This window comes from Candidatus Poriferisocius sp. (assembly GCF_965214065.1).
Classification (GTDB): domain Bacteria; phylum Actinomycetota; class Acidimicrobiia; order Acidimicrobiales; family Bin134; genus Poriferisocius.
On the sequence record NZ_CBDCAT010000027.1, the window covers coordinates 304,649 to 327,118 of the forward strand.

Below are 22,470 nucleotides of genomic sequence, written 5' to 3' on the forward strand. Positions count from 1 at the left end.
CTCATGGGCACCGCATTCGACACCATCAACTACAGCGTCGAAGGGGCCGTGGCCACCATTACCCTCAACCGTCCCGACGTGGCCAACGCCCAGGACACTCAGCTCATTGACGAGCTCGACGCCGCCTTCGACCTGGCCGAGGCCGACGACCAGGTGCGGGTGGTGATCATGGCCGCCAATGGGCGCCATTTCTCCGCGGGCCACGACCTGAAAGCTCTGGTGGGCGATGTGGAGCCCGACAAGTGGCGGCTCATGCGGGACACACCGGAGGGCAAGTTCCACCACGAGAAGACCATGTACTTCGACCGCTGCCTGCGGATCCGGGACTTCCCCAAGCCCACCATCGCCGCCGTCCACGGCAAGTGCATCGCGGCGGGGGTGATGCTGGCGGCCATGTGCGACTTGATCGTGGCCTCCGACGACGCCTCCTTCCAGAACCCGGTGCTGCGAATGACCGGCGCTGCGGTGGAGATCCTCATCGAGCCCTGGGAGATGCCGCCCCGCAAGGCCAAGGAGTTCCTGCTCACAGCCCAGACCATTACCGCGGCCGACGCTGAGCGCTTGGGCATGGTCAACCGGGTGGTGCCCCGCGACGAGCTGGCCACCGCCACCCAGGAGATGGCCGAGGCCATCGCCCTGGTGCCCCCGGCCACCGCCGCAGTGGTGAAGCGGTCCATCAACAAGACCCTGGAGCTGATGGGCCAAAAGGACGCCTGGGACTACCACTTCATGGCCCATCACTGGATGCACAACACCGACACCGCCCTGGGCGCGCTGGAGCGGCGCATGCAGAAGTTGTCGATGAAGGAAGTATTCGCCGAGCATCGGGATGCGTAAGCCCCTGGTCGGATTGCGGGTGCTCGACGTTGGCACCCGGATCGCTGCCCCGTTCTGCGCCGGCATCCTCGGCGAGCAGGGCGCTGAGGTCATCAAGATTGAACAACCCGGCACCGGGGATCCCATGCGCACCATCGGCCCGTTCGCCAAACCCGACGACAAGCCGGGGGAGGGCAGCGACCACCCCTACTCGCTGTTCTGGGCCGTCGAGGGCCGGGGTCGAAAGTCGATCACCCTCGACCTTCGCCAACCCCGGGGCCAGGAGCTGTTCCGACAGCTCACCGAACATGCCGACGTGCTGTGCGAGAACTTCCGCCCCGGCACCCTGGAGCGCTGGAACATTCACCCCGAGCTGCTGCCCCGCCACCTTGTCACGGTGCGCATAAGCGTCTTCGGCCAAGACGGCCCCAAGTCGCTGCGCCCCGGCCTGGACCGCAACGGCGTGGCCTACGGCGGACTGCTCCACCTCACCGGCGAGCCCGATCGCCCCCCGGTGCGCCCCGGTCTCACCATCTCCGACTACCTAACCGGGGTGTTCGCCGCCCAGGCCGCCACCGCCCTGCTCTATGAACGGGACGCCGGCGGCACCGGCGAGGGCGGGGTGATCGACGCCTATCTCTACGGATCGGTGTTGCGCATCCTGGAGTGGACCCACGCTGCCTACCACCACCTCGGCCTAGTGCGGAACCGCACCGGCAACCGGCTCGACCACTCCGCCCCGCTCGACAACTACCCCAGCCGCGACGGCCGCTGGGTGTGCATCGCCGCCGCCATGGAAGCCAACTTCGCCCGCCTCTGCACAGCCATGGACCGCCAGGACCTGCTGGACGACCCCAAGTTCGCCACCGCCGAGGTCCGGGCGGCCAATGGCGACGAGATCAACCAGATCGTGGCCGACTGGACCTCTGGTCTCGACGCGGCCGACATCGAGGCCCGCTGCGTGGCCTGTGACGTGCCCGTGGCCACCGCCTACGACGCCGCCGACATCGCCGCCGACCCCCACATAACCGCCCGCGGCGACCTAATCGCCATCGACGACCCGGTAATCGGCCCCCTGAACCAGCAAGCCCCCTTCCCCCGCTTCGATGGCCACCCCCCACCCATCCCCACCGGTGCCCCCCGCCTCGGCCAACACACCGACGAAGTCCTCACCGACCTCTGCAACCTCACCCAACACGACCTGGCCGCCCTGCGAGCCGACAACGTCATCTGAGTTGGGGCAGAGTAAGGGGGATGACTTCCGCCGCTGATGCCCCGGTGCTGGAGCTCGATGTCGGGCGGCTGCGGCGGGAGCGGTATGCCAAGCTCCAGGCCCAGATGGCTGCCGACGGGCTCGACGCCCTGGTGCTGCTTCACGGCCCCCACGTGGCCTACGCCACCGACTGCCTCCCCGAGGCCGTCGACGCCACCCACGTCGCGGCCAACCGCCCCGTCGCCGTGGTCCTCGCCGACCAGCCCCAGCCCTGCCTGCTGGGCGGCGACCCCGACGGTCTCGACGTCGACGCCCACCCCGCCGTCTGGCCCGATATCGACGAAGGAGCTGCCGACCTGGGCGCCCTGCTCGACGCCATACTCGGCCAGCACGCCCACGGGGGGCGCGTCGGCATCGACTTGATGTCCGGTGCAATGCTCCGCACCGGCGTGCTTTCGGGCGTCGAGATCGCCGATGCCGCCAACACCCTGGCCGCAGTCAAGCTTCACAAGACCGTCGACGAGCTGGCCTGCATCCACCAGGCCCAAATCCGCACCAGCCGGGCCATGGCCACCGTCCAGCAAGCCCTGGTCCCCGGCGTGCGCCGTAGCGAGCTGGCTGCCGTGTTCCTCCGCCGCCTCCGCGAAGAGGGCATCGACGCCAACATGATCGACGTCATCTTCCAGCCTATGGCCCGACGCATGGCCGACGGCCCCCGCACCACCACCGGGCACCTGGCCTTCCCCACCTGGTCGGGCGACCCCGTCTATGCCGAGGGCGACCTCATCTGGGTAGACGCCGGCAGCGACTACCACGGCTACGCCTCCGATTTCGGCCGTACCTGGGTGGTCGGCCGCCCGCCCACCCCCGGCGAGCAGCGCTGCTTCGAGCGGTGGCTGGCAGTTATGGACGCTGCCTACGCCGCCATCGCCCCCGGAGCCACCTTCGCCGAGGTGTGTGCCGCGGCCACCGCCGCCGACGCCCCTCACCGAAATGACGGCGACCAACCATGGATGCCGCACTTCTACCTCGTTCACGGGGTGGGCATCGAGAGCGCCGAGATGCCCTTTTTGGGCACCGACAACGGCCCCGACTTCGACGCCGCCAACACCCTAGAGCCCGGCATGGTCATGGTGCTGGAGCCCGCCATCTGGGAAGACGGCACCGGCGGCTTCCGGGCCGAGGAGATCGTGGCTGTCACCGACAACGGCTGGATCCCTCTGGGCGGTGGCCACCCCTACGACCCCTTCGAGGTGCCCGCATGAGCCTCCACCTCCAGCGCCGTGCCCGAGCCATCGACGCTCTCGATGCTGCTGGGATCGACTTCCTGGTCGCCGGGCGACAAGACCACATCAACTACTTCACCGGCGCCCACCAGCTCTGGACCGCCGGCGCCCGCCCGTTTGGCCCGGTCTGCACCCTGAACGTCGCCACCGACGAGATATTTCTGCTGTCCACCTGGGACGAAGGCGTCCCCGACGACATCGATCTCGACCATCTCCACGGCATCACCTGGAGCGGGGCGATCATCTACCAGCGCCTGGCCGCCACCCCGGGGATAGCCGAGGCGAATCGGGTGGGCATCGACGCCTGGTCGCCGGGCATGGCCGGTCTCCTCAGCGCGGTGGCCCCCAAAGCCGAGATCGTCCCCGCCGACGACATCCTGGCCCAAGCCCGCCGCATCAAACTGCCCTCCGAGGTCGACGCCATCCGGGCTTCCTGCGCTGTCGCCGCCGCGGGGGTGACAGCGGCCGTCGCCCACCCCGGCACCGACGCCCAGCGGCTGGCCGCCGGCGTGGAGGCCATGGCCCTGGCCGGGTCGTCCACTCCCGCCGCCGAGCCCCGAGTCGAAGGCCCCGTCGTCGACTTCAGCTGCATCCGATGGCACTACGAGGGCGGGCTAGGCCGCACCGCAAACGGCGACCCCGAGCTCACTGCCGGGCTCATCGCGGCCTGCGTCCCCGGCGCCGCCGCAGAAGACCTCCGCCGAGCTGCCCCCGACGGCCAATGGCTGGTGCGGGGATGCGGTATGGGCTATGAGCCGCCCGTCATAAACACCCGCTACGGTAAAGGGGAGGTACTGGAAGCAGACACTGTGCTGAGCGTGGGCGCCAGCATCGGCGCCGACCACCGGCGCGACATCGTTCTGGTCACCGAAACCACACCCGAGATCCTCTCTTTGGAGACGGCATGAACCTCAACTACGACGCATACGACGCCGACAACCACCTCTACGAGCCCATCGACTCGTTCACCCGCCATCTGCCCGAGCGGTACCGCACCGCCATCCGCTATGTGGATATCGAAGGCCGCACCAAGATCGCCATCAACAACAAGATCAGCGAGTACATCCCCAACCCAACCTTCGAGGTGGTGGCCGCCCCCGGCGCCTGGGAGGACTACTACCGGGGCAAGAACACCGATGGCAAGACCTTGCGGGAGCTCACCGGCAAGCCTATCCGCTGCCATCCTGGTTTTCGCCATCCCGATGACCGCATCAAGCTGCTCGACGAGCAAGGGGTGTACGGCACCCTGCTGTTCCCCACCCTGGCCTCGCTCCTCGAAGAGCGGATGAAAGACGACATCGAGCTCACCCACGCCGCGGTGTCCGCCTTCAACCGGTGGATGCTCGACGAGTGGACCTTCAACTACCAAGGCCGCATCTTCCCCACTCCGATCATCACCCTGCCCGATCCCCGCCGAGCCATCGAGGAATTGGAGTGGGCCGTCGACAACGGGGCCCGAGCCGTGCTCATCCGCCCTGCCCCGGTGCCTGGGCTGAGGGGCTCCCGGTCTATGGGGCTGCCCGAGTTCGACGACTTCTGGAATGTGGTTGAGCAGACCGGCATCTTCGTTGCCTGCCACGCCTCCGACTCCGGCTATGACGCCTACGCCAGCGACTGGGAGGGAGGCCGCGACGAGTTCCTGCCGTTCAAGCCCGCCGCCTTCCGACTGGTCATCAGCCATGGACGCCCCATTTTCGACACCATGGCGGCCATGATCTGCCACGGCTTGTTCGAGCGCCATCCCAATCTGCGGGTGGCCTCCATCGAGAACGGCTCCACCTGGGTGGCCCCGCTGCTGTTGGAGCTGTCCGATGCCTACTCCAAGATGCCCCAAGAGTTTGCCGAAGACCCGGTGGAGACGTTCCGCCGCCACATCTCGGTGAGCCCGTTCTACGAGGAGGACATCTCCGGCCTCATCGACAAAATCGGCATCGACCGGGTGCTGTTCGGTTCTGATTTCCCCCACCCCGAAGGACTGGGCAAACCACTCGACTTCGTCAAGGAAGTGGAAGACCGCAGTGCTGATGACCAGCGCAAGGTCATGTCCGAGAACCTCAAAGAGCTCCTCACTCTCCGACCTGCTGCATGAGCGAACCCACTGAGTCAACTGCGGATTCCAGCGTCTTCTCGCGGTCCGACACCGATGAGGCCTCCGAGGCCGAGCGCACCAAAGGCCTGATCGAACCCGTCGCGCTGGGGGAGTGGATGGACGCCCAAGGCCTCCCCGGCCAGGGCGAGCCGATCGCCAGCCGGTTCGTCTCCGGCGGGGCCTCCAACGAGATCTTCGAGATCTGCCGCGGTGGGCATCGCTGGGCCCTGCGCCGCCCGCCCCGCAAGGTCCCCGACGGCCGCAACGAGACCATGATGCGGGAGTACCGCATCCTCTCGGCTTTGGCCGACACCGACGTCCCCCACGCCCGGGCGGCGGGGGGCACCGACGACACCAGCATCATCGGGGCCGCCTTCTACCTCATGGACTTCGTCGACGGCTGGTCGCCCATCAGCGAGCCCGGCTGGCCCGAGCCGTTCGCCTCAAACATGGAAGCCCGCCCCGCCCTGGCCTACGAGCTGGTCGACGCCATCGCCCGGTTGTCCAAGGTCGACTGGCAGGCCAACGGCCTCGAAGGCCTGGGCCGCCCCGAGGGATTCCACGAGCGCCAGGTAGACCGCTGGTACGCCCACCTCAACCGCTTCAAGTTCCGCGATATCCCCGGCCTCGACACCGCGGGCGACTGGCTTAGGGGCCGCACCCCCCGCAGCTACACCCCGGGCATCATGCACGGCGACTACCAGTTCGCCAATGTCATGTTCCACCACGGGGGCCCCGCCCGGATGGCCGCCGTCGTCGACTGGGAGATGGGCACCGTGGGCGACCCGCTGCTCGACCTCGCCTGGGTGGTGATGAACTGGCCCGAAGACGAGGCCAGCCGCCCCTCGGTGGGCTACGTCGACTACGAGGGCCTGCCCTTCCGCGACGACCTGCTGGAGCGCTACGCCACCATGTCGGGGCGCGACGTCGACGAGATCGACTACTACGTGATCCTGGCCCGCTTCAAGCTGGCCATTGTGCTCGAAGGGGGCTACGCCCGCTTCGTGGCCGGTGGCGCCGACAATCCCCGCATGGAAGCCTTCGGCCGCGTCGTTCTAGACCTAGCCCGCGACGCCGCCGCCCTAGCCCAAACCACCCAGCTCTAGTCGTTCTCCGACTAATCGATTAGGCGTCCCACACCACCGGAATAGCCGCAGGGGCGCGAAAGGCCAGCCCGACTATCTCCGGCGGCTCGGCCTCGGGGTCGAGGCGCAGGCCGGGCAAGCGGTTGAGCAGGCATTCCAGCACTGCTCGCATCTCCATGCGGGCCAGGTGGATGCCCAGGCACAGATGCGGCCCGGTGGCGAACGCCAGATGCGCTTTCGGCTCCCGGAAGATGTCGAACTTCTCTGGGTCCTCCCAACGGCACGGGTCGTGGTTGGCCGAGCCCAAAGTGGTGTTCACCGCTGTTCCCGCCTCGATCTCGATGCCGTCCACCTCCGCATCGGCTGTCGCGGTGCGAGAGATCCCGGTCAGCGGTGCTTCCCACCGCAACGACTCCTCCACCGCCGCCGTCACCAGCGACCGGTCGGCCCGCACGGCGTCGAGCTGAGCCGGATCCGACAGCAGCCCCACCATCATGTTGCTGGCCGCCCGGTAGGTGGTCTCGGCCCCTGCGGGCAGCAACAACCGGCAAAAGGCGATGATCTCGTCGTTGGTCAGCCGCTGCCCGTCCAGCTCGGCGTGGGCCAGCAGGCTGATCAGATCCTCTTGCGGCTCGGCCCGCCGGTCCTCCACTACCGGTTCCAGGTACGCGTACAGCCATTGCGAGGCTGCGAACCCCCGCTCGATCTGGGTGGCCATGTTGGTGATCTCCACCGCTCGCCGGTAGAAGGCCGGCAGGTCGGCTTCCGGCAGCCCCAGAGCGATGGCGATCACGTGTACCGGGAACACGAACATCAGCTCGTGTACCAAGTCGGCCCGCCCCCGATCAACGAAGGCGTCGATGTAGTGGTTCAGCACCGGGTTCACTATCTCGTGTTCCCAGCGCTCCATCTCCCGGCGGGTGAACGCCTGCTGAAGCAGCCTGCGGTACTGCCCGTGCTCGGGCTCGTCCATCTCCAAGATGGTGTGCCCCATCACCAGGCCCATCGACTCGGCATAGCCCGCAGAGGAAAACGTGGCCCCGTCCCGCAGCGCCGCCTCCACTCCGTCGTACGACAGCACGTTCGCGATCTTGCGCTCCCCGGCCATCAGATCGCTCACGCTGACGGTATCCAGCACCTCCGACATGCTGCCCCAGTGGACCGGACACTGGGCCAAGAGCTCGGCGTAGATCGTGTAGGGATCGATCGAATGGTCAGCCCCCTGCGCCTGATCAAATGCGTCAAACGGGTCGTACCCTTCGTCGCCCGGCTCGGGGGCCCGGGCGGCCGCTAGAATCTCGCCCGGCGTCATCTCGAACTTCATATCGAGCCACTGTAAGTCCATCCCAGAGAGTGCGGTAGTCCTATGGCCATCGATTTTTCCGTCGAACCGGAGTTCCAAGAGAAGCTCGACTGGATGGACGCCTTCGTCACCGCCGAGATCGAGCCCATCGACCTCTATTTCCGGGGCGAGGTCAACCCCTTCGACCGCACCAACGAGACGGCCAACGCCCTGATCCGCCCGCTGCAAAAGCAGGTGCAAGACCAGGGCCTGTGGGCCTGCCACATGGGTCCCCACCTCGGCGGCCTCGGCTACGGCCAGGTCAAGCTGGCGTTGATGAACGAGATCCTGGGCCGGGCGCTGTGGGCCCAGGTGGTGTTCGGCTGCCAGGCCCCCGACTCCGGCAATGCCGAGATCATCGCCCACTACGGCACCGACGAGCAGAAGGAGCTCTACCTCCAGCCCCTGCTCGACAGCAAGATCTCCTCCACCTACGCCATGACCGAACCCCAGGGCGGATCCGACCCCAATTACTTCACCTGCTCGGCCCACCGCGACGGCGAAGAGTGGGTGATCAACGGCGAGAAGTGGTTCGCCTCCAACTTCAAGTACGCCAAGTTCATGATCGTCATGTTGATCACCAACCCCGATGTGCCGGTGTATCGGGGTTCGTCGATGATGCTGGTGCCCACCGACACCCCCGGCATTGAGGTGGTGGCCGACGTCGGCCTCGGCACCGAGGACTTGGAAGACGGCGACCACGCCTACCTCCGCTTCAACGATGTGCGGGTGCCGGCCGAGAACCTGCTGGGCGACGAGGGCTCGGGTTTCAAGATCGCCCAGACCCGCCTCGGCGGAGGCCGGGTCCACCACGGCATGCGCTCAGTGGGCGTGGCCCAGCGGGCCCTCGACATGATGTGTGAGCGGGTGCTGTCCCGGGAGACCAAGGGCTCGCTTATCGGCGAGAAGCAGTCCATCCAGCACTGGATCGCCGACTCGTGGATCCAGATCCAGCAGTTCCGCCTCCAAGTGCTCCACACCGCCTGGCTGATCGACAACGAGGGCGACTACGCCAAGGTTCGCCAGCACATCGCCGGCGTCAAGGTGGCTACCCCCAAGGTGCTGATCGATGTGGTGTACCGGGCCATGCACGCCCACGGCTCTCTCGGCGTCTCCAACCTCATGCCCCTCACCTCGATGTGGATGAGTGGCCCCGTCATGGGCATCGCCGACGGCCCCACCGAGGTCCACAAAGACACCATCGCCAAAACCATCCTCAAGGGCTACAAACCCTCCGACGCCCTCTTCCCCTCCCAACACCTCCCCACCCGAATAGCCACCGCCCGCCAATACATCGAATCCCGCATAGAGAACGAAATCGCAAATCTCTAACGCTCAAGAGAACGCTGGCGGTACACTTCTCATCAGAAGCCGGGGTGGGGCCAGAGCGGACGAATGCTGTTAGGAACCCCACCCCGGCTCCAGCGTTAAGATACCTGAAATAAGTCAGAATAAACTGAAATTATCTGACTTCTGGTTTTGGCAATGGCTTTGCCGTCGGCACCCGCCCAAAGATGTAGGCCAATCCGACGATCCCGACTCCGATCACGATGCCCCGCCACGTCCATGAACTGATCAGCAAACCCGTACTGATCCCCACCGCGACCACGATCATCGTTCCGGCGATCACCTTCGCCCGCCAAGGCATCCCCAAACCCGACCGGTAGTCAGCCACCAACTTGCCCACACCGGGAAGGTTCAAGACCCACCGCTCCATACGCTCGCTTGACCGCGAAAACGCGGCCGCCGCCATGATGAAGAACACCGTCGACGGCAGCCCGGGCACAATCACGCCGATGGCCCCCACCGCCACACACACCAGCCCGCCAACAACCCAAAGCCCCCGCACTAGCGGGTTATTGGCCACTTTGGAGTGACTGGAAGGAGCGGAGTCGCCGGGGTCAGCCGGCGAGTTCGATGAAGTCACCGACCGTCAAGTAGCACAGCAGGCCGATCACCAGTACGTTCACCGTGCTCACCGGCCACTTCAGCCGATGGTCGGCCCGCCAGAACCGCCGGATGCTCAGCACGTTGAACACGATGGCCACCAGCCCAATCGGCGCACTCAAAGCCGGCCCCACTGAATCGGACAACCCCAGCACCGGCAGCAGGAAGGGGAGCACCAGGTAGGTCAGAAGGCACCGGATTCCCGACACCACCATCGACTGGCTGAACCGTCGTTCGGCTGTGCTCGGGACATCAACCTCCGCTGGAGCGGTATCAACAGTCATTCAGGCCCAGTCTCCCACTTCGTGCCAATTCCCGCCTCACTCAACCTGAGCATTCATCTACGATTCCCGCTGATGCGCATTCGGGTAGACACCGAGCTTTGCCAGGGTCACGGGCGCTGCTACATGCTGGCGCCCGATCTTTTCGACCCCGACGACAACGGCTACTGCCAACCCACCGATGAGCGCATCGTGCCCGCCGAGCTGGCCGACCAGGCTCGCCGGGCATTCATGAACTGCCCCGAAGACGCCATCATCCTGACCGAGGAGACCTGATGTCCGAAAAGAAGTATTCGCTCGAACTCCCCGAGGTCGCCCGAAATCCCCACGACACCTACCGGAAACTGCGCGACAACGCCCCGGTGACTGAACTGTCCGGTCGGAGCAGCCTTGGCGCCGTCACCCTCAGTCGTCACGAAGACGTGATGCGGGCCTTTCAGACCCCCGAGGTGTTCTCCTCCGATCCGGGAGCGGTGGACATCGGCAACACCCGCCCGCTGGTGCCCCTCCAAATCGACCCTCCCCACCACCGCAAGCACCGCAAAGCACTCGACCCTCTGTTCGCCCCCCAGCAGATGGCCAAGCACGAGCCTCGCGTGCGGGAGCTGATCCGCGAGCTGATCGACAATGTGGCCGACGAAGGCCACTGCAACTTCCATCATGAAATCGCCGAGCCCATGCCGTCCACCATTTTCCTGGAGCTGCTGGGCTTGCCCGTAAGCCGGGTCGAGGAGTTCCTAGCCCTCAAAGACGGCATTGTCCGCCCACCGGCCCGCTCGATGGAGGAGCGCCGGGAGATGGTCAATGCCACCGGCCAGGAGATCTACGCCGTGCTCGAAGAGGTGGTGGACGCCCGCATGGCCGAGCGCCAAGACGATTTCTTGTCCACCATCCTCGACGCTGAGGTCGAAGGCCAGCCCCTCAGCCGAGACGACGTGGTCGACATCGGCTACCTGTTCTTCATCGCCGGACTCGACACCGTGTCGGCTTCGCTGGAGTGCATGGTGGCCTTCCTGGCCCAGAATCCCGGTCACCGCCAGCAGCTAGTAGACGACCCGTCGGTGATCCCCCACGCCATAGAGGAGCTGCTGCGCTATGAGAGCCCGGTGGCCAGCGCAGCCCGCATCACCGCGGTCGACACCGAGGTCAACGGCTGCCCCATCTCGGCGGGCACCCGCATCCACGTCTTGATCGGCTCGGCCAACACCGACGAGCGGACCTGGGATAACCCCGACGAAGTGAACTTCGGCCGGGAGTCCAAAAAGCACATCGCCTTCGGCGCCGGCGTCCACCGCTGCCTAGGCTCCCATCTGGCCCGCATGGAGCTGCGGGTCGCTCTGGAGGAATGGCACGCCCGTGTGCCCGACTACCGCCTAGCCGAGGGAATCGAGCCGAGGTTCAGCCAGGGCATCCGCCAGATCGACAACCTGGAACTGGTCTGGTGAGCGACCGCGAAGCCCCGCCCAGCCGCCCCCTCGAGGGCATCAGGGTGGTCGAGGTCGCCAGCTGGATGTTCATCCCCTCCGGCGGCTCGGTGCTGGTCGACTGGGGCGCCGACGTCATCAAAGTCGAGCACCCGGTCACCGGCGACCCCCAGCGGGGCCTCATCACCTCGGGACTCGTGCCCGGCGGCGCGGGTGGGGTCAACTTCATGATCGAACAGCCCAACCGGGGCAAGCGCTCCGTCGGGCTGAACTTGGCCCACCCCGACGGGCGGGAGATGCTGCTCAAGCTGGTGGAGACCGCCGATGTGTTCCTCACCAACTACATGCCCCCAGTGCGCCGCAAGCTCCGCATCGACACCGACGACCTGCGGGAGCGCAACCCCCAGATCATCATCGCCCGGGGCTCCGGCCAGGGGCCCCACGGCCCCGACGCCGAAAAGGGCGGATACGACGGCGCCTCCTTCTGGGCCCGGGGCGGCATGGGCGCCACCCTGCCGGCCCGCCCCGACGGCTGGCCCATGAGCCAGCCCGCCCCCGCCTTCGGCGATGTCATGGGCGGCATGGCCACCGCTGGCGCCATCGCCGCGGCCCTCTACCAGCGGTCCGCCACCGGCGAGCCCTCGGTCATCGACGTATCGCTTCTGGCCACCGCCATGTGGCAGCTCTCGCCCCTCGTCATCGCGGCCAAGCTCTTCGGAATGGACCGGCTCCCCACCGGCGACCGCACCAAGATGGTCAACCCCGTGGTGAACGCCTACCGCACCTCCGACGACCGCTACCTCAGCTTCATCCTGCTCCAAGCCGACAAGCACTGGGCCCAGCTCTGCGAGTGCATCGGCCGCCCCGAGCTGGCCACCGACCCCCGATTCGTCGACATGGCCGCCCGGGCCGAGAACAACGAGGCCTGCATCGCCATCCTCGACGACGTGTTCGAAGCCCAGCCCCTGTCGCACTGGAAAGAGGCCCTGGCCGACTTCAAAGGCGTGTGGGTCCCGTTCCAGACCCTGGGCGAGCTCTACGAAGACCCCCAGGTCGTCGCCAACGGCTATCTCCCCGCCATGACCACCGGCAACGGCCAAGAGGTGCAGCTCGTGGCCAACCCCGCCATGTTCAACGAGCAGCCGGTAACCGTAGACCGCGCCCCCGAACACGGCGAGCACACCGAAAGCCTCCTCCTAGAAGCCGGCATCGCATGGGACGACATAGCCGCCATGAAAGAAGCCGGCGCCATCCTCTAGCCCCTAACGCCTGCCTCAGCGGGCGGGTTCAGTCGCCGAACAAGGCGGTGGCGATAGAGGCGGCGATGCGGGGCGGGTCCTGAATGGGGCCGAAGTGGGTGAGGTCTTCGAAGGTTTCCAGGGTGGCGTTGGGCAGCGCATCGGCGATTTGGGGGGCCACCATGGCGGGGGGATCGGTGTCGGTGCCGGTCGCCACCGTTACGGCAGCGGCAATTTCGCCCAGCCGGTCAAAGGCCGATCGGTCGGGGTTCTCGAAGATGGTGGCCTCCACCTCCCGTGGGCACTTCATGGTCACCGTGCCGTCGGCCAACTCCAGAAATCCGTGGTCCAGGTAGGCCCACAGCACCTCGGGGTCCAACAAGTTGAAAGGAAGCCGGCTCGAATACCGCTCATAAGCCGCCTGGCGCGAGACGAAGAACTCCTTGCGCATTCGGGCTATGTCTCCCAGCGCCTTCACCCCCTCACGAGGGAGGGAGTATGCCGGAATGGTCACCGGCTCATACACCCAGGCCCGGTCGAAGGTCCCCGGCCGGGCCAGCTCGGCCTTCAAGATGGATGCCCCGCCCAAAGAGTGGCCCGCTGCCAGCCGGGGCGTCGGATAAATCGCGTCCACTGCGGCCAGCACATCGTCGGCAAACCCGTCCCATTCGTAGCCCTCATCCGGGGCCGACTCGCTGTCGCCGTGGCCTCGGAAATCCAACGCCCAGCAGTGGGCCACCGGCCTTAGGTCGCGTGCCGCCGCCTGCCACATCCGCCCGCAAAACCCGTTGGCATGGGTCAACAGCACCGATGGCCCGTCGCCCCCCAAGTCGTGCATCGCCACCCGCGCCCCCTTGGATGAGTCAATCAGCATCGGGCCGCTCATGGCCGAAAAACCTGGGCCGTTGGGGTGGGTCCGCACATCGGCCCGCAGGTTACGGTTGGCGGCCATGAACGACAACATCGTCTTGATCGACAATCCCCGGCCTCACGTCCGGCGCATCACCATGAACCGCCCCGAGAAGCGCAACAGCCTCATCCACCCGCTGCGGGGAGCTGTTCTCGATGCGCTGGCCGAGGCCGACCAAGACGACGATGTCAAGGTCAGCATCGTCTGCGGCGCCGGCCCCTCGTTCTCCGCCGGCTACGACCTGAGCGGGGGCAACGAGGGCTATGAGCTGCCGTTCTACACCCCCGGCGGCGAGGGCCAGTGGCCCCGCCACGTCACCGAGGGCTGGATGAGTATCTGGGATCTGGCCAAGCCGGTCATCGCCCAGGTCCACGGCTACTGCCTGGCCGGGGGCAGCGAGCTGGCCACCGGCTGCGATCTGGTCTACATGGCCGAGGACGCCAAAATGGGCTACCCCGCCGTCCGCTTCGGCGTGCCCGACATGCACTTCCACTCCTGGTTCATGGGCATGCGCAAGGCCATGGAGATGATGCTCACCGGCGACTATGTGTCTGGCATCGAGGCGGTGGAGAAGGGCTGGGCCAACGCCGCCTACCCCGAAGACGAGCTGGCCGACGCCGTGCTCGACATCGCCGAGCGCATCTCCCAGGTGCCCACCGAGCTGCTTCAGATGAACAAGCGGGTGGTCCACCGCCAGATGGAGCACATGGGCATGCGGGCCGGCATCCGGGCCGGCACCGAGCTGTGCGCGCTGGGCACCCACACCCAAGCCATGGCCGATTTCGTGGGCTCGATCCAAAAGAAGGGCCTCACCACCACGCTTTCCGAGCGCGACTCCAAGTTCGGCGACTACCGCACCAGCCACTGAGCTTCTCCGACCCTTTACCTGGGAGCGAGCTAGTTGGGCTAGTTTGACGGGGACAATCACGAGGGGGGAATCCTTGATGGCTGCTCGCTTTTGGAAACTGGCGCTGATTCTCGCCGCCCTTACCCTGGTGGCCAGCGCCTGTGGCAATGCGGGAAACGACGACGAGGGCGGCGCCCCGGCGCCCATCACCGCTCCCGCCGCTCCCGAAGAGACCGACGACGAGCCCGCCCCCGCGCCCGAAGCTGAACCCGAGCCTGCGCCCGTGCCGGAAGAGGCCGACGACGAGCCCGCCCTCGCGCCCGAGGAAGCTGGCGACGACGAGCCCGCCCCCGATGGCGAGCCCGAAGCTGAGCCCGAGCCCAAGGAGCCCGAGCACCGCCACACTTTCGTGCCCATCTCTGGTGTGCCCGGAGTGAACGACAACGAGATCAAGGTCACCTCCATCGTCACCATCAGCAACAACATGCTGGGCACCAACATCGCCGCCTACAACGACGGCATCGAGGCCTACTTCAACTACATCAACGACACCGGCGGCATCTACGGACGCGAGCTGGTGCTGGCCAACAAGCGCGACGACCAGCTGTTCTCGAACCAAGCCGAATCGCTGGCCATGGTGGAAGAAGACGACTCGCTGGCCGCCTTCGTGGCCACCCTGCTGTTCTTCGGGGCCGACACCCTCAATGACGCCGGCGTGCCGGTGTTCGGTTGGAACATCCACAACGAGTTCGCCGATCGATGGAACATCGTCGGCAACATCGCCCCCAGCTGCATCGGCTGCATCCACCAACTGTTCCCCTGGGTCGCCACCCAGGTGGGCGCCACCAAGGTCGGAATCTTCGGCTACGGCAACAGCGAGAACTCCAAGATCTGCGCCGAGGGCACCCGCGACTCCATCGAGCACTACAGCGCCGAGGCCGGCGGCATGACGGTGGAGTTCTTCGACACCTCCATCGAGTTCGGGCTGGCTGGCGGCGTCGCCCCCCAAGTCTCGGAGATGAAGGACAACGGCGTCGACTTCATCTTCACCTGCCTCGATCTCAACGGCATGCGCACCATCGCCCAAGAGCTGGTCAAGCAGGACTACCGCGACCAAGTCACCATGTATCACCCCAACACCTACAACCATGAGTTCGTCGCCGCCAATGCCGACTTGTTCGAGGGCGACTTGGTCTTCGTCCAGTTCGTGCCGTTCGAGGCCGAAATCGACAGCGAGCTGCAAAGGCGGTTCTTCGAGTACACCGAGGGCCTCAAGCTCGAAGAGCAGACCATCGTCGGCTGGCTCAACGCCCACCTGTTCTACGACGGGCTTTTGGCTGCGGGCCCCGAATTCGATCGGGCCTCTTTGATGGAGGCGGTGCGCTCGTTCGAGGACTACAGCCACGACGGGCTCACCAATCCCATCGACTGGAACCGCCAGATCCCTCTGCCCAACGACAACATCGACGCCGACTACGAATACCGCTGCGTGAACGGCGTGCAGGTGCAAGACGGTGCCTTCGTCCAGTGGACCGGCGAGCCCGGCGAGCCTTGGGTGTGCTGGGAGGTTGTCCGGGAAGACTGGCACGACCCCGAAGCCCTCTCGTTTGTGAACTGACACGGTCTGCTGAGCGGAGGCTGGGCCGACCATGACCGCCAGCGTCTTCGCCGCCGGGGTCCTGGAAGAGACCATCCGGGCTTTCTTCCAGGGCCTACCCATCGGCGCGGGCTTCGCCTTGGTGGCCATGAGCTTCGTGCTCACCTACAAGACATCCGGGGTGTTCAATCTGGCCTTTGGGGCCCAGGCCTTCATCAGCGCCGCCACCTACTTCGAGCTCCACGTACGGCGCGACTGGCCCATCTGGGCGTCGGTGCTGGTGGCGGTGGTGCTGGTCGCCCCGGCGCTTGGCCTGCTCTTGGAGCGGTTGATATTCCGCCACGTCCATGCCGCCTCCGCGGTGTCCAAGCTGGTCATCTCGCTCGGCCTGCTCGTCGCCCTGCCCGAGCTGTTCAAGCTCATCGTCGACTACAACCGCGAGCAGCCTTTTGGCGCGGTGGGCATCATCCCCGACGGCACCACCGTCTACCGGCTGTTCGGCCGATATCCCGTCACCCGCGACGAGATCGCCGCGTTCGTCATCGTGGTGGCCGCCGCTGTGGCCCTAGCCGCCCTGTTCCGCTACACCCGCTTTGGCCTGCGCATCCGGGCGGTGGTGCAGAGCCCCCGCATGACCGAACTCAACGGGGTCAACGCTGACTGGGTGTCGTCGGGTTCGTGGATGCTGTCCAGCCTCTTCGCTGGCCTGGCCGGGGTGCTGTTGGTACCCACAACCCCGTCGCTGGGCACGGTGCTCGAACCAACCGGCTACTTCCCTATCGTGATCTCCGCGCTGGCCGCGGCCGCGCTGGGCCGGCTGGTCAACCTGCCCGCCGCCCTGTACGGCGGACTAGCGCTGGGGGTCGTCACAACCCAGATGCGCACCCACGTGCCCCGAGACAACGTCATCTTGGCCGAGTTGCAGGGCCCCGCGCTGCCCTACGTGATGCTGTTCGCCATCATCGTGTTCTGGCCCGCCATCCGCCGTCAGGTGGCCGGGGCCGACCCGCTTTTGGGGGTGTCCCCGCCACCGCCCGCGCTGGCCGCCACCAGCCGCAGCCGGGGCATGACCATCTACACCCGGATCATGGCTCTGGCCTTTTTCACCGCGCTGGGCATCTTCACCTTCGGCTACGCCAACAACTTCTGGATCTCCCGCATCACCCAATCGGTGATCTTCTCCATCATTTTCTTGTCCATCGTGGTGTTCACCGGCCTCGGCGGCCAGATCGCGCTGTGCCAGGTGACCTTCGCGGCCATCGGCGCGTTCGGGGCCATGCAGTTCGCCCAGCGATGGGACATCTCGGTGATAGTTGGCATGGTGGCGGGCGCGGCCATCGCCGCCGCGGTGGGCGCGGTGCTCAGCATTCCGGTAATGCGCCTGGGCGGCATCTGGCTAGCCATCGCCACCTTGGCCTTCGCGCTCTTCTTCCACGACGTATTGGTGAAGTACAGCTGGGTGGGCGGCTCGTTGTTCCACGGCCGCAACGTGCCCCGGCCCGAGTTCTTCGGCGTCGACTTCTCCAGCCGGGAGAACTTCCTCATCTTGTGCATCGCCATCCTGGTGCTGGTGGGAGTGCTGGTGATTCTCATCCGCGAAAGCAGCACCGGCATGGCCCTGCGGGCGCTGCGGGGCTCGGAGACCGCAGCCGAGTCCATCGGGATCATTTCCTGGCGCTCCCGGGTCATCGTGTTCTCGGTGTCGGCCGCCATCGCTGCCATCGGGGGTGGGCTGTTGGCCATGGAGGAGCGCCTTGTGGGATACGAGGCCAACTTCGATCCCCAGACTGGCCTGTTCTGGCTGGTCATAGTGGTGGTGCTGGGTGCCCGCACCGTAGAGGGCGGCATCCAGGCTGGGGTGGCCTTCGTGATCTTTCCCGAGCTGGTGCTTCACCGCTGGTTCGGACTCGACGGGGCCTGGCGATTCGTTTTGTTCGGCTTCGCTGCCATCTCCTTCGCCCGCCATCCCGAGGGCCTCTTGGAGCACGGCAAGCGCCGCTCACAGGTCTTGATGCAGCGCTCCTTCGGCCGACGGGCACCGGCCGTGGCCGCGACCGGCGCCGGGCCAGCGGCCGATACTGGAAACGAGGCTTGGACCGACGCGGGGGACGAGCCATGAGCCTGCTGGTTGCCGAGGGCGTCACCAAGCGGTTCGCGGGCATCACCGCGGTCGACGACGTGCGCGTCGCTCTCAACGCGGGCGAGCGGGTGGGGCTGATCGGCCCCAACGGTGCGGGCAAGACCACCTTGTTCAACTGCCTTTTGGGCCTGCTGCGCCCCGACGCCGGCTCGGTGAGCTTCGACGGCGCGGACATCACCCGCCTGCCGGTCTACCGCCGGGCCCGCCTGGGTATCGGCCGCACCTTCCAGCGGGTGGAGCTGTTCAGCGGGTCGTCGGTGCGCGACCACCTGCTGTTCGCCCACCGCATCCGCAGCGGCACCGGCGCATTGTGGAAAGACGTTCTCGGCCTGGGCCTTCCCAAACCCGCCGAGATCGAGCGCTGCGACGCTCTGCTGGAGAGCCTCGGGTTGAGCGGCACGGGCGACGAGCCCATCGAAGCGCTCAGCCTGGGCCAGAGCCGGTTGGTGGAGGTGGCCCGGGCGCTCATGACCCAGCCCCGGGTGGTGCTGTTGGATGAGCCCTCCTCGGGCCTCGACCGGGCCGAAACCAACGCCTTGGCCGACACCTTGGCCCGCATCCAGGCTGAACAGGGATTTGGCCTTTTGCTGGTGGAGCACGACGTAGAGCTGGTGGCCTCATTCACCGAGCGCACCTACGTCCTGGACTTCGGCAAGCTCATCACCCACGGCCTCACCCCCGATGTGATGCGCGATCCCGAGGTGAGGACCGCCTACTTGGGCGATTTCGTAGCAGGCACGCCATGACTGACGCTGTTGAGCCCACCGCTGGCCCGATCCCTGGCGCCGCCATCGCGGCCGCCCCCGCCCCGCTACAGATCCCCGTGCTGGAGCTCCGTCACATCAACGCCGCCTACGGGCCGTTCCGAGCCCTGTTCGACGTGTCGCTGTCGGTGGGCGAGGGCGAGACGGTGGCCCTTTTGGGCCGTAACGGCGCGGGCAAGACCACCGTGGCCCGGGTGGCCAGCGGCCTGGTTGAGCCCACCGAGGGCGAGGTCATGGTCGACGGCAACGACTTCACCAAGGCTCGGACCCACCACTACGCCAAGGCCGGGGTGGTGCACGTGCCCGAGGGCCGGGCCGTTTTCTCCGACTTCTCGGTGGAGGAGAACCTCACCCTGGCCTTCTCCCGCACCCGCGACCGCTCTGGGGTGCGCGACGCTTTGGCCCGAGCCTTCGAGCTGTTCCCCCCCATCGCCCAGCGCCGCCGCCAGATCGCCGGCACTCTGTCGGGCGGCGAGCAGCGCATGCTGGCCATGGCCAGAGTGCTGGTGGAGACCCCCCGCCTGCTCATCGCCGACGAGCTCTCCCTCGGATTGGCCCCCATCGTCACCGACGAGGTCTACGCCGTGCTGGCCCGCATCCGCGACGCCGGCACCGCCCTGCTCATAGTCGAGCAGCACATGGGCCATGCCCTAGCCCTGTGCGACCGGGCCATACTCCTAGACCACGGCGCCGTCTCCTGGCAGGGCCCCGCATCCGATGCCGCCCAAGCCGTAGGCGCATCCCTGTTTGACACCGGCGGCCAGTAGTCAATACTGGGGACATGGACGCCGCTGCCGTTGAGTTCGATCCGTTCAGCCGGGACTTCTTCGACGATCCCTACCACACATACGCCGACCTGCGGGATCACGCCCCCTGCTATTACAGCGAGCAGTACGATTTCTACGCCCTGAGCCGGTTCGACGACGTGGTGGCCGGCCACCGCGACTACGAAACTTTCACCTCCACCCACGGCCAGACCTACGAGCAGCTGGCCTCGGGCAAGCCGTCGGACATGGGCTCCATCATCTCCATGGACCCGCCCGAGCACACCCGATATCGCAAGCTGGTGTCCCGCTCGTTCACCCCCCGCTCCATCGGCGACTATGAATCGCTGGTGCGGGAGATCATCAGCGGCTACCTCGACCCGCTCATGGGCCGCCGCCAGGTCGATATCCTCGAGGAGTTCGCCGCCCCGTTCCCCGTCGAGATCATCTCCACCATCTTGGGCGTGCCCCCCGAAGACCGCCAGCAGATTAGGCACTGGACCGACGCCATGCTCCACCGCGAGGAGGGTTCGGCCATGAGCGGCGCGGCCGCCGCCGAAGCGGGTATGGCCCAGGGTATGTACCTGTTCCAGCTCTCCCAGCAAAAGCGCGAAGAGCCGGCAAACGACATGCTCTCTGCGCTGATCGAGGCCGAGGTGGAGACCGAGGACGGCGATCTCACCCAACTAGACGATGCCGAGATCGCCGGATTCGGCACGCTTTTGGCTGCGGCCGGCTCTGAGACCGTCACCAAGCTGGTGGGCAACGCCGTGGTGCTGTTCCACCGCAACCCCGACCAGTGGGCCAAGGTGCTCGACGATCCCACCGTCATCGCCAACGCCGTGGAGGAGGTCCTCCGCTACTGGGCCCCCTCGCAGTACCAGGGCCGCTACTCGGTGGTCGACTCAACCTGGCACGGGGTGACCATCCCCAAGGACAAGCCAGTGTTCTTGATAACCGGGGCGGCCAACCGCGACCCCCGCCGCTACGACGATCCCGACAAGTTCGACATCTCCCGCGAGCCCGGCCTCGCTGTCGGGCTGGGCCACGGCCTGCACGTGTGTCTGGGCGCGGCCCTGGCCCGCCTGGAGAGCCGGGTGGCCATCGAGGAGATCGCCCGCCGCTGGCCCGCCTTCGAGGTGCAAGAATCCGGCCTGCGCCGGGTGCAGATGTCCAACGTGGCCGGCTACTCCTCGGTTCCGATCACCGTTTCCTAACCGCCGAACGTGCCGGTCTCGCCTTCGAAGGAGAGCACGTCGCTCACTGGTACGTAGCGGGCGCCGTCGGCATCTACCACTAGCTCTTCCATCCGTCCGGCTTCCACCATGTAGGAGTCGTTGGCCCCGTCCATGCGCCGCGGGGAATTGCCCAGCGCACCCCGGGAATCGAAGTTCATCTGCCACATGGCCCGCATCACGTTGGTGCGGTTGATGCCGCCGTCCATGCCGGCCGCGTCCAGAAGAACCTCATGCAGCACCTCGCCGAAGACGTAGCCCAAGGCGTGGGAGGCGGCTTCGGGATCTACCCCCTGGTCCTCCAGCGTCTCGCGCACGAACTGCACCCACTCGTCGTCGGCCAACGAAGAGTCAGACACGTCCTTTTGGGTGTTCACCATCCGGACCCCGTTGGCCAGCGGCCCAATCGGCGCCCAGAACAGGGCAATGCTCTGGCACCCGTTGGACACCAGCATCATCGGCTCCCACGCCACGCTGGCCACCGTGGCCACTGCCTGCGGGCAGAACGCCCCCGAAGAGGCGATCACGATGACGTCCGCGTTGCTGGCCGCCAGGTTGATCACATCGGCGCCAACCGAGTCGGCCTGCGGGTCGTGCTTGATCTCGTCCAATATCTCGATGCCGTGTTCAGGGGCGCATTCGTTGAAGGCCACTCGCCACGCTTCGCCGGCGTCGTTGCCCAGCGCCAACACGGCGGCTGTGGCACCCGAGCCGATTTCGTCGGCTATGTGCTGGCACCACACCCGCGACTCGGTCTCATACGACATCAGCGCGCCGGTGGTCCACGGATAGTTGGCGGGGTCGCCCCATTCGGGCAGCCCGGTCAGGTTGAAGAGCTGCGGTATGCAGTTCTCATTGAGTGTGTCGCGCACCGCCAGGTTGTTGGGGCTGCCCAGAATCCCGGCAAACCCCAGCAGGTTCTCGACGTCGATCATCTCCTCCACGTTGGTCACCGTGCGGGCTGGCACATAGCCGTCGTCTCGGGCCACCATCACCACGTTGCGACCATCGATGGGTCCGACCGCGTCGAAGTAGAGCCCGATGCCGTCGGCAATGGTGCCGAAACCGGCCAACGCACCCGACCGGGGCAGGCTGCTGCCAAAGCGGATCTCGGTGTCGGTCACCCCGGATTGGTTGTCCCATTCACTCGGGCACGCAGAGATGTCGATCACCGCACCGCCCCCTAGCTCCACGATGCTGAGATCGGAAGGCTCTTCGGGGGAGGGCTCAGGCTCATCGCTGGCCTCGGGCTCAGGGGCTGGGGCGGAGTCGGCATCATCGTCGTCTTCGGGCTCGGGCTCATCGTCGCCGTCGGGCTCGGGGGCTGGCTCATCGGGTGCCTCGGCAGGAGCAGTCGGTGCCGGCTCGGACACCGGCGCATCATCGTCGTCGTTACCGCAAGCGCTGGCCACCAGCGCGAACACCGCCACGAGGGCGATCAAGATTCGCCAAGACTTGGACATGGGGCAATCCCTCCTGAGATCGGTTCTCC

At 66.5% G+C, this 22,470-nt stretch carries 21 protein-coding genes; 16 read left to right on the top strand and 5 right to left on the bottom strand.

The genetic code is table 11. From position 1 onward, the window contains the following. The first annotated feature begins 3 nt into the window (after window positions 1–3). The 6 genes from ACOOGG_RS07690 to ACOOGG_RS07715 are packed head-to-tail and all read left to right on the top strand — an operon-like array spanning window position 4 to window position 6,510. Window positions 4–837: an enoyl-CoA hydratase gene (locus ACOOGG_RS07690; protein WP_420433925.1), complete on the top strand. Its 834-nt coding sequence runs from the start codon at window positions 4–6 to the stop codon at window positions 835–837. Next, entirely contained in the window at window positions 830–2,050 is a 1,221-nt protein-coding gene (locus tag ACOOGG_RS07695; RefSeq protein WP_420433927.1) for a CaiB/BaiF CoA transferase family protein, read from the top strand. The genes ACOOGG_RS07690 and ACOOGG_RS07695 overlap by 8 nt, the downstream gene beginning before the upstream one ends. 20 nt (window positions 2,051–2,070) lie before the next feature. Beyond that, complete coding sequence (locus ACOOGG_RS07700; protein WP_420433929.1) at window positions 2,071–3,294, top strand: M24 family metallopeptidase; 1,224 nt, start codon at window positions 2,071–2,073, stop codon at window positions 3,292–3,294. Next, a complete protein-coding gene (locus tag ACOOGG_RS07705) occupies window positions 3,291–4,223 on the top strand; it encodes an aminopeptidase P family N-terminal domain-containing protein (protein WP_420433931.1) in 933 nt (310 codons plus the stop codon). The genes ACOOGG_RS07700 and ACOOGG_RS07705 overlap by 4 nt, the downstream gene beginning before the upstream one ends. Beyond that, window positions 4,220–5,404, top strand: coding sequence for an amidohydrolase family protein (locus tag ACOOGG_RS07710; RefSeq protein ID WP_420433933.1), 1,185 nt, complete (start codon window positions 4,220–4,222; stop codon window positions 5,402–5,404). The genes ACOOGG_RS07705 and ACOOGG_RS07710 overlap by 4 nt, the downstream gene beginning before the upstream one ends. After that, the gene (locus ACOOGG_RS07715) at window positions 5,401–6,510 is read left to right on the top strand and encodes a phosphotransferase family protein (RefSeq protein ID WP_420433935.1); all 1,110 of its coding nucleotides are present in this window, start codon (window positions 5,401–5,403) and stop codon (window positions 6,508–6,510) included. Before ACOOGG_RS07710 ends, ACOOGG_RS07715 begins: the two co-directional genes overlap by 4 nt. A 19-nt stretch (window positions 6,511–6,529) precedes the next feature. On the opposite strand, the gene ACOOGG_RS07720 is transcribed toward ACOOGG_RS07715, so the two are convergent. After that, entirely contained in the window at window positions 6,530–7,813 is a 1,284-nt protein-coding gene (locus tag ACOOGG_RS07720; protein ID WP_420433937.1) for a cytochrome P450, read from the bottom strand. 42 nt (window positions 7,814–7,855) lie between these two features. Between ACOOGG_RS07720 and ACOOGG_RS07725 the strand changes: the two genes are divergently transcribed. Then, window positions 7,856–9,163, top strand: a complete 1,308-nt coding sequence (locus ACOOGG_RS07725; RefSeq protein ID WP_420433939.1) for an acyl-CoA dehydrogenase family protein — start codon at window positions 7,856–7,858, stop codon at window positions 9,161–9,163. A 130-nt stretch (window positions 9,164–9,293) separates the two neighbouring features. On the opposite strand, the gene ACOOGG_RS07730 is transcribed toward ACOOGG_RS07725, so the two are convergent. Continuing rightward, the gene (locus ACOOGG_RS07730; RefSeq protein ID WP_420433941.1) at window positions 9,294–9,698 is read right to left on the bottom strand and encodes a YbaN family protein; all 405 of its coding nucleotides are present in this window, start codon (window positions 9,696–9,698) and stop codon (window positions 9,294–9,296) included. A gap of 34 nt (window positions 9,699–9,732) precedes the next feature. Continuing rightward, window positions 9,733–10,062, bottom strand: coding sequence for a hypothetical protein (locus ACOOGG_RS07735; RefSeq protein ID WP_420433943.1), 330 nt, complete (start codon window positions 10,060–10,062; stop codon window positions 9,733–9,735). Between the two features lie 72 nt (window positions 10,063–10,134). Here ACOOGG_RS07735 and ACOOGG_RS07740 point away from each other — a divergent pair, with 72 nt between their 5' ends. The 3 genes from ACOOGG_RS07740 to ACOOGG_RS07750 are packed head-to-tail and all read left to right on the top strand — an operon-like array spanning window position 10,135 to window position 12,742. After that, a complete protein-coding gene (locus ACOOGG_RS07740) occupies window positions 10,135–10,335 on the top strand; it encodes a ferredoxin (protein WP_420433945.1) in 201 nt (66 codons plus the stop codon). Beyond that, complete coding sequence (locus ACOOGG_RS07745; RefSeq protein WP_420433947.1) at window positions 10,335–11,504, top strand: cytochrome P450; 1,170 nt, start codon at window positions 10,335–10,337, stop codon at window positions 11,502–11,504. Before ACOOGG_RS07740 ends, ACOOGG_RS07745 begins: the two co-directional genes overlap by 1 nt. After that, window positions 11,501–12,742, top strand: coding sequence for a CaiB/BaiF CoA transferase family protein (locus ACOOGG_RS07750; RefSeq protein WP_420433949.1), 1,242 nt, complete (start codon window positions 11,501–11,503; stop codon window positions 12,740–12,742). Before ACOOGG_RS07745 ends, ACOOGG_RS07750 begins: the two co-directional genes overlap by 4 nt. Window positions 12,743–12,770: 28 nt before the next feature. Here ACOOGG_RS07750 and ACOOGG_RS07755 read toward each other — a convergent pair whose 3' ends face one another. Next, the gene (locus tag ACOOGG_RS07755) at window positions 12,771–13,673 is read right to left on the bottom strand and encodes an alpha/beta fold hydrolase (protein ID WP_420433951.1); all 903 of its coding nucleotides are present in this window, start codon (window positions 13,671–13,673) and stop codon (window positions 12,771–12,773) included. Between ACOOGG_RS07755 and ACOOGG_RS07760 the strand changes: the two genes are divergently transcribed. The 6 genes from ACOOGG_RS07760 (at window position 13,672) to ACOOGG_RS07785 (ending at window position 20,960) form a co-directional block, all read left to right on the top strand. Beyond that, window positions 13,672–14,499, top strand: a complete 828-nt coding sequence (locus ACOOGG_RS07760) for an enoyl-CoA hydratase-related protein (RefSeq protein ID WP_420433953.1) — start codon at window positions 13,672–13,674, stop codon at window positions 14,497–14,499. The genes ACOOGG_RS07755 and ACOOGG_RS07760 overlap by 2 nt on opposite strands. A 76-nt stretch (window positions 14,500–14,575) precedes the next feature. Beyond that, window positions 14,576–16,096, top strand: coding sequence for an ABC transporter substrate-binding protein (locus ACOOGG_RS07765; protein WP_420433955.1), 1,521 nt, complete (start codon window positions 14,576–14,578; stop codon window positions 16,094–16,096). Window positions 16,097–16,127: 31 nt separating this feature from the next. Then, window positions 16,128–18,194 (top strand): ABC transporter permease, encoded by a 2,067-nt coding sequence (locus ACOOGG_RS07770; protein ID WP_420433957.1) that lies wholly within the window; start codon window positions 16,128–16,130, stop codon window positions 18,192–18,194. Further along, on the top strand, window positions 18,191–18,961 hold the full coding sequence (locus ACOOGG_RS07775) for an ABC transporter ATP-binding protein (protein ID WP_420433959.1): 771 nt from the start codon (window positions 18,191–18,193) through the stop codon (window positions 18,959–18,961). The genes ACOOGG_RS07770 and ACOOGG_RS07775 overlap by 4 nt, the downstream gene beginning before the upstream one ends. Next, complete coding sequence (locus ACOOGG_RS07780) at window positions 18,958–19,746, top strand: ABC transporter ATP-binding protein (RefSeq protein WP_420433961.1); 789 nt, start codon at window positions 18,958–18,960, stop codon at window positions 19,744–19,746. The genes ACOOGG_RS07775 and ACOOGG_RS07780 overlap by 4 nt, the downstream gene beginning before the upstream one ends. Before the next feature lie 14 nt (window positions 19,747–19,760). Then, window positions 19,761–20,960: a cytochrome P450 gene (locus ACOOGG_RS07785; protein WP_420433963.1), complete on the top strand. Its 1,200-nt coding sequence runs from the start codon at window positions 19,761–19,763 to the stop codon at window positions 20,958–20,960. Here ACOOGG_RS07785 and ACOOGG_RS07790 read toward each other — a convergent pair. Beyond that, entirely contained in the window at window positions 20,957–22,441 is a 1,485-nt protein-coding gene (locus ACOOGG_RS07790; protein ID WP_420433965.1) for an ABC transporter substrate-binding protein, read from the bottom strand. The two genes, ACOOGG_RS07785 and ACOOGG_RS07790, sit on opposite strands and share 4 nt — an antisense overlap. Between the last annotated feature and the right edge of the window lie 29 nt (window positions 22,442–22,470).

Coding starts and splice junctions, on each gene's coding strand:
- ACOOGG_RS07690 (WP_420433925.1), top strand. CDS start 4: ATGGGCACCGCATTCGACACCATCAACTACAGCGTCGAAGGGGCCGTG.
- ACOOGG_RS07710 (WP_420433933.1), top strand. CDS start 4,220: ATGAACCTCAACTACGACGCATACGACGCCGACAACCACCTCTACGAG.
- ACOOGG_RS07720 (WP_420433937.1), bottom strand. CDS start 7,813: ATGAAGTTCGAGATGACGCCGGGCGAGATTCTAGCGGCCGCCCGGGCC.
- ACOOGG_RS07780 (WP_420433961.1), top strand. CDS start 18,958: ATGACTGACGCTGTTGAGCCCACCGCTGGCCCGATCCCTGGCGCCGCC.
- ACOOGG_RS07755 (WP_420433951.1), bottom strand. CDS start 13,673: ATGGCCGCCAACCGTAACCTGCGGGCCGATGTGCGGACCCACCCCAAC.
- ACOOGG_RS07785 (WP_420433963.1), top strand. CDS start 19,761: ATGGACGCCGCTGCCGTTGAGTTCGATCCGTTCAGCCGGGACTTCTTC.
- ACOOGG_RS07695 (WP_420433927.1), top strand. CDS start 830: ATGCGTAAGCCCCTGGTCGGATTGCGGGTGCTCGACGTTGGCACCCGG.
- ACOOGG_RS07700 (WP_420433929.1), top strand. CDS start 2,071: ATGACTTCCGCCGCTGATGCCCCGGTGCTGGAGCTCGATGTCGGGCGG.
- ACOOGG_RS07760 (WP_420433953.1), top strand. CDS start 13,672: ATGAACGACAACATCGTCTTGATCGACAATCCCCGGCCTCACGTCCGG.
- ACOOGG_RS07725 (WP_420433939.1), top strand. CDS start 7,856: ATGGCCATCGATTTTTCCGTCGAACCGGAGTTCCAAGAGAAGCTCGAC.
- ACOOGG_RS07775 (WP_420433959.1), top strand. CDS start 18,191: ATGAGCCTGCTGGTTGCCGAGGGCGTCACCAAGCGGTTCGCGGGCATC.
- ACOOGG_RS07770 (WP_420433957.1), top strand. CDS start 16,128: ATGACCGCCAGCGTCTTCGCCGCCGGGGTCCTGGAAGAGACCATCCGG.
- ACOOGG_RS07765 (WP_420433955.1), top strand. CDS start 14,576: ATGGCTGCTCGCTTTTGGAAACTGGCGCTGATTCTCGCCGCCCTTACC.
- ACOOGG_RS07745 (WP_420433947.1), top strand. CDS start 10,335: ATGTCCGAAAAGAAGTATTCGCTCGAACTCCCCGAGGTCGCCCGAAAT.
- ACOOGG_RS07735 (WP_420433943.1), bottom strand. CDS start 10,062: ATGACTGTTGATACCGCTCCAGCGGAGGTTGATGTCCCGAGCACAGCC.
- ACOOGG_RS07705 (WP_420433931.1), top strand. CDS start 3,291: ATGAGCCTCCACCTCCAGCGCCGTGCCCGAGCCATCGACGCTCTCGAT.
- ACOOGG_RS07740 (WP_420433945.1), top strand. CDS start 10,135: ATGCGCATTCGGGTAGACACCGAGCTTTGCCAGGGTCACGGGCGCTGC.
- ACOOGG_RS07715 (WP_420433935.1), top strand. CDS start 5,401: ATGAGCGAACCCACTGAGTCAACTGCGGATTCCAGCGTCTTCTCGCGG.
- ACOOGG_RS07790 (WP_420433965.1), bottom strand. CDS start 22,441: ATGTCCAAGTCTTGGCGAATCTTGATCGCCCTCGTGGCGGTGTTCGCG.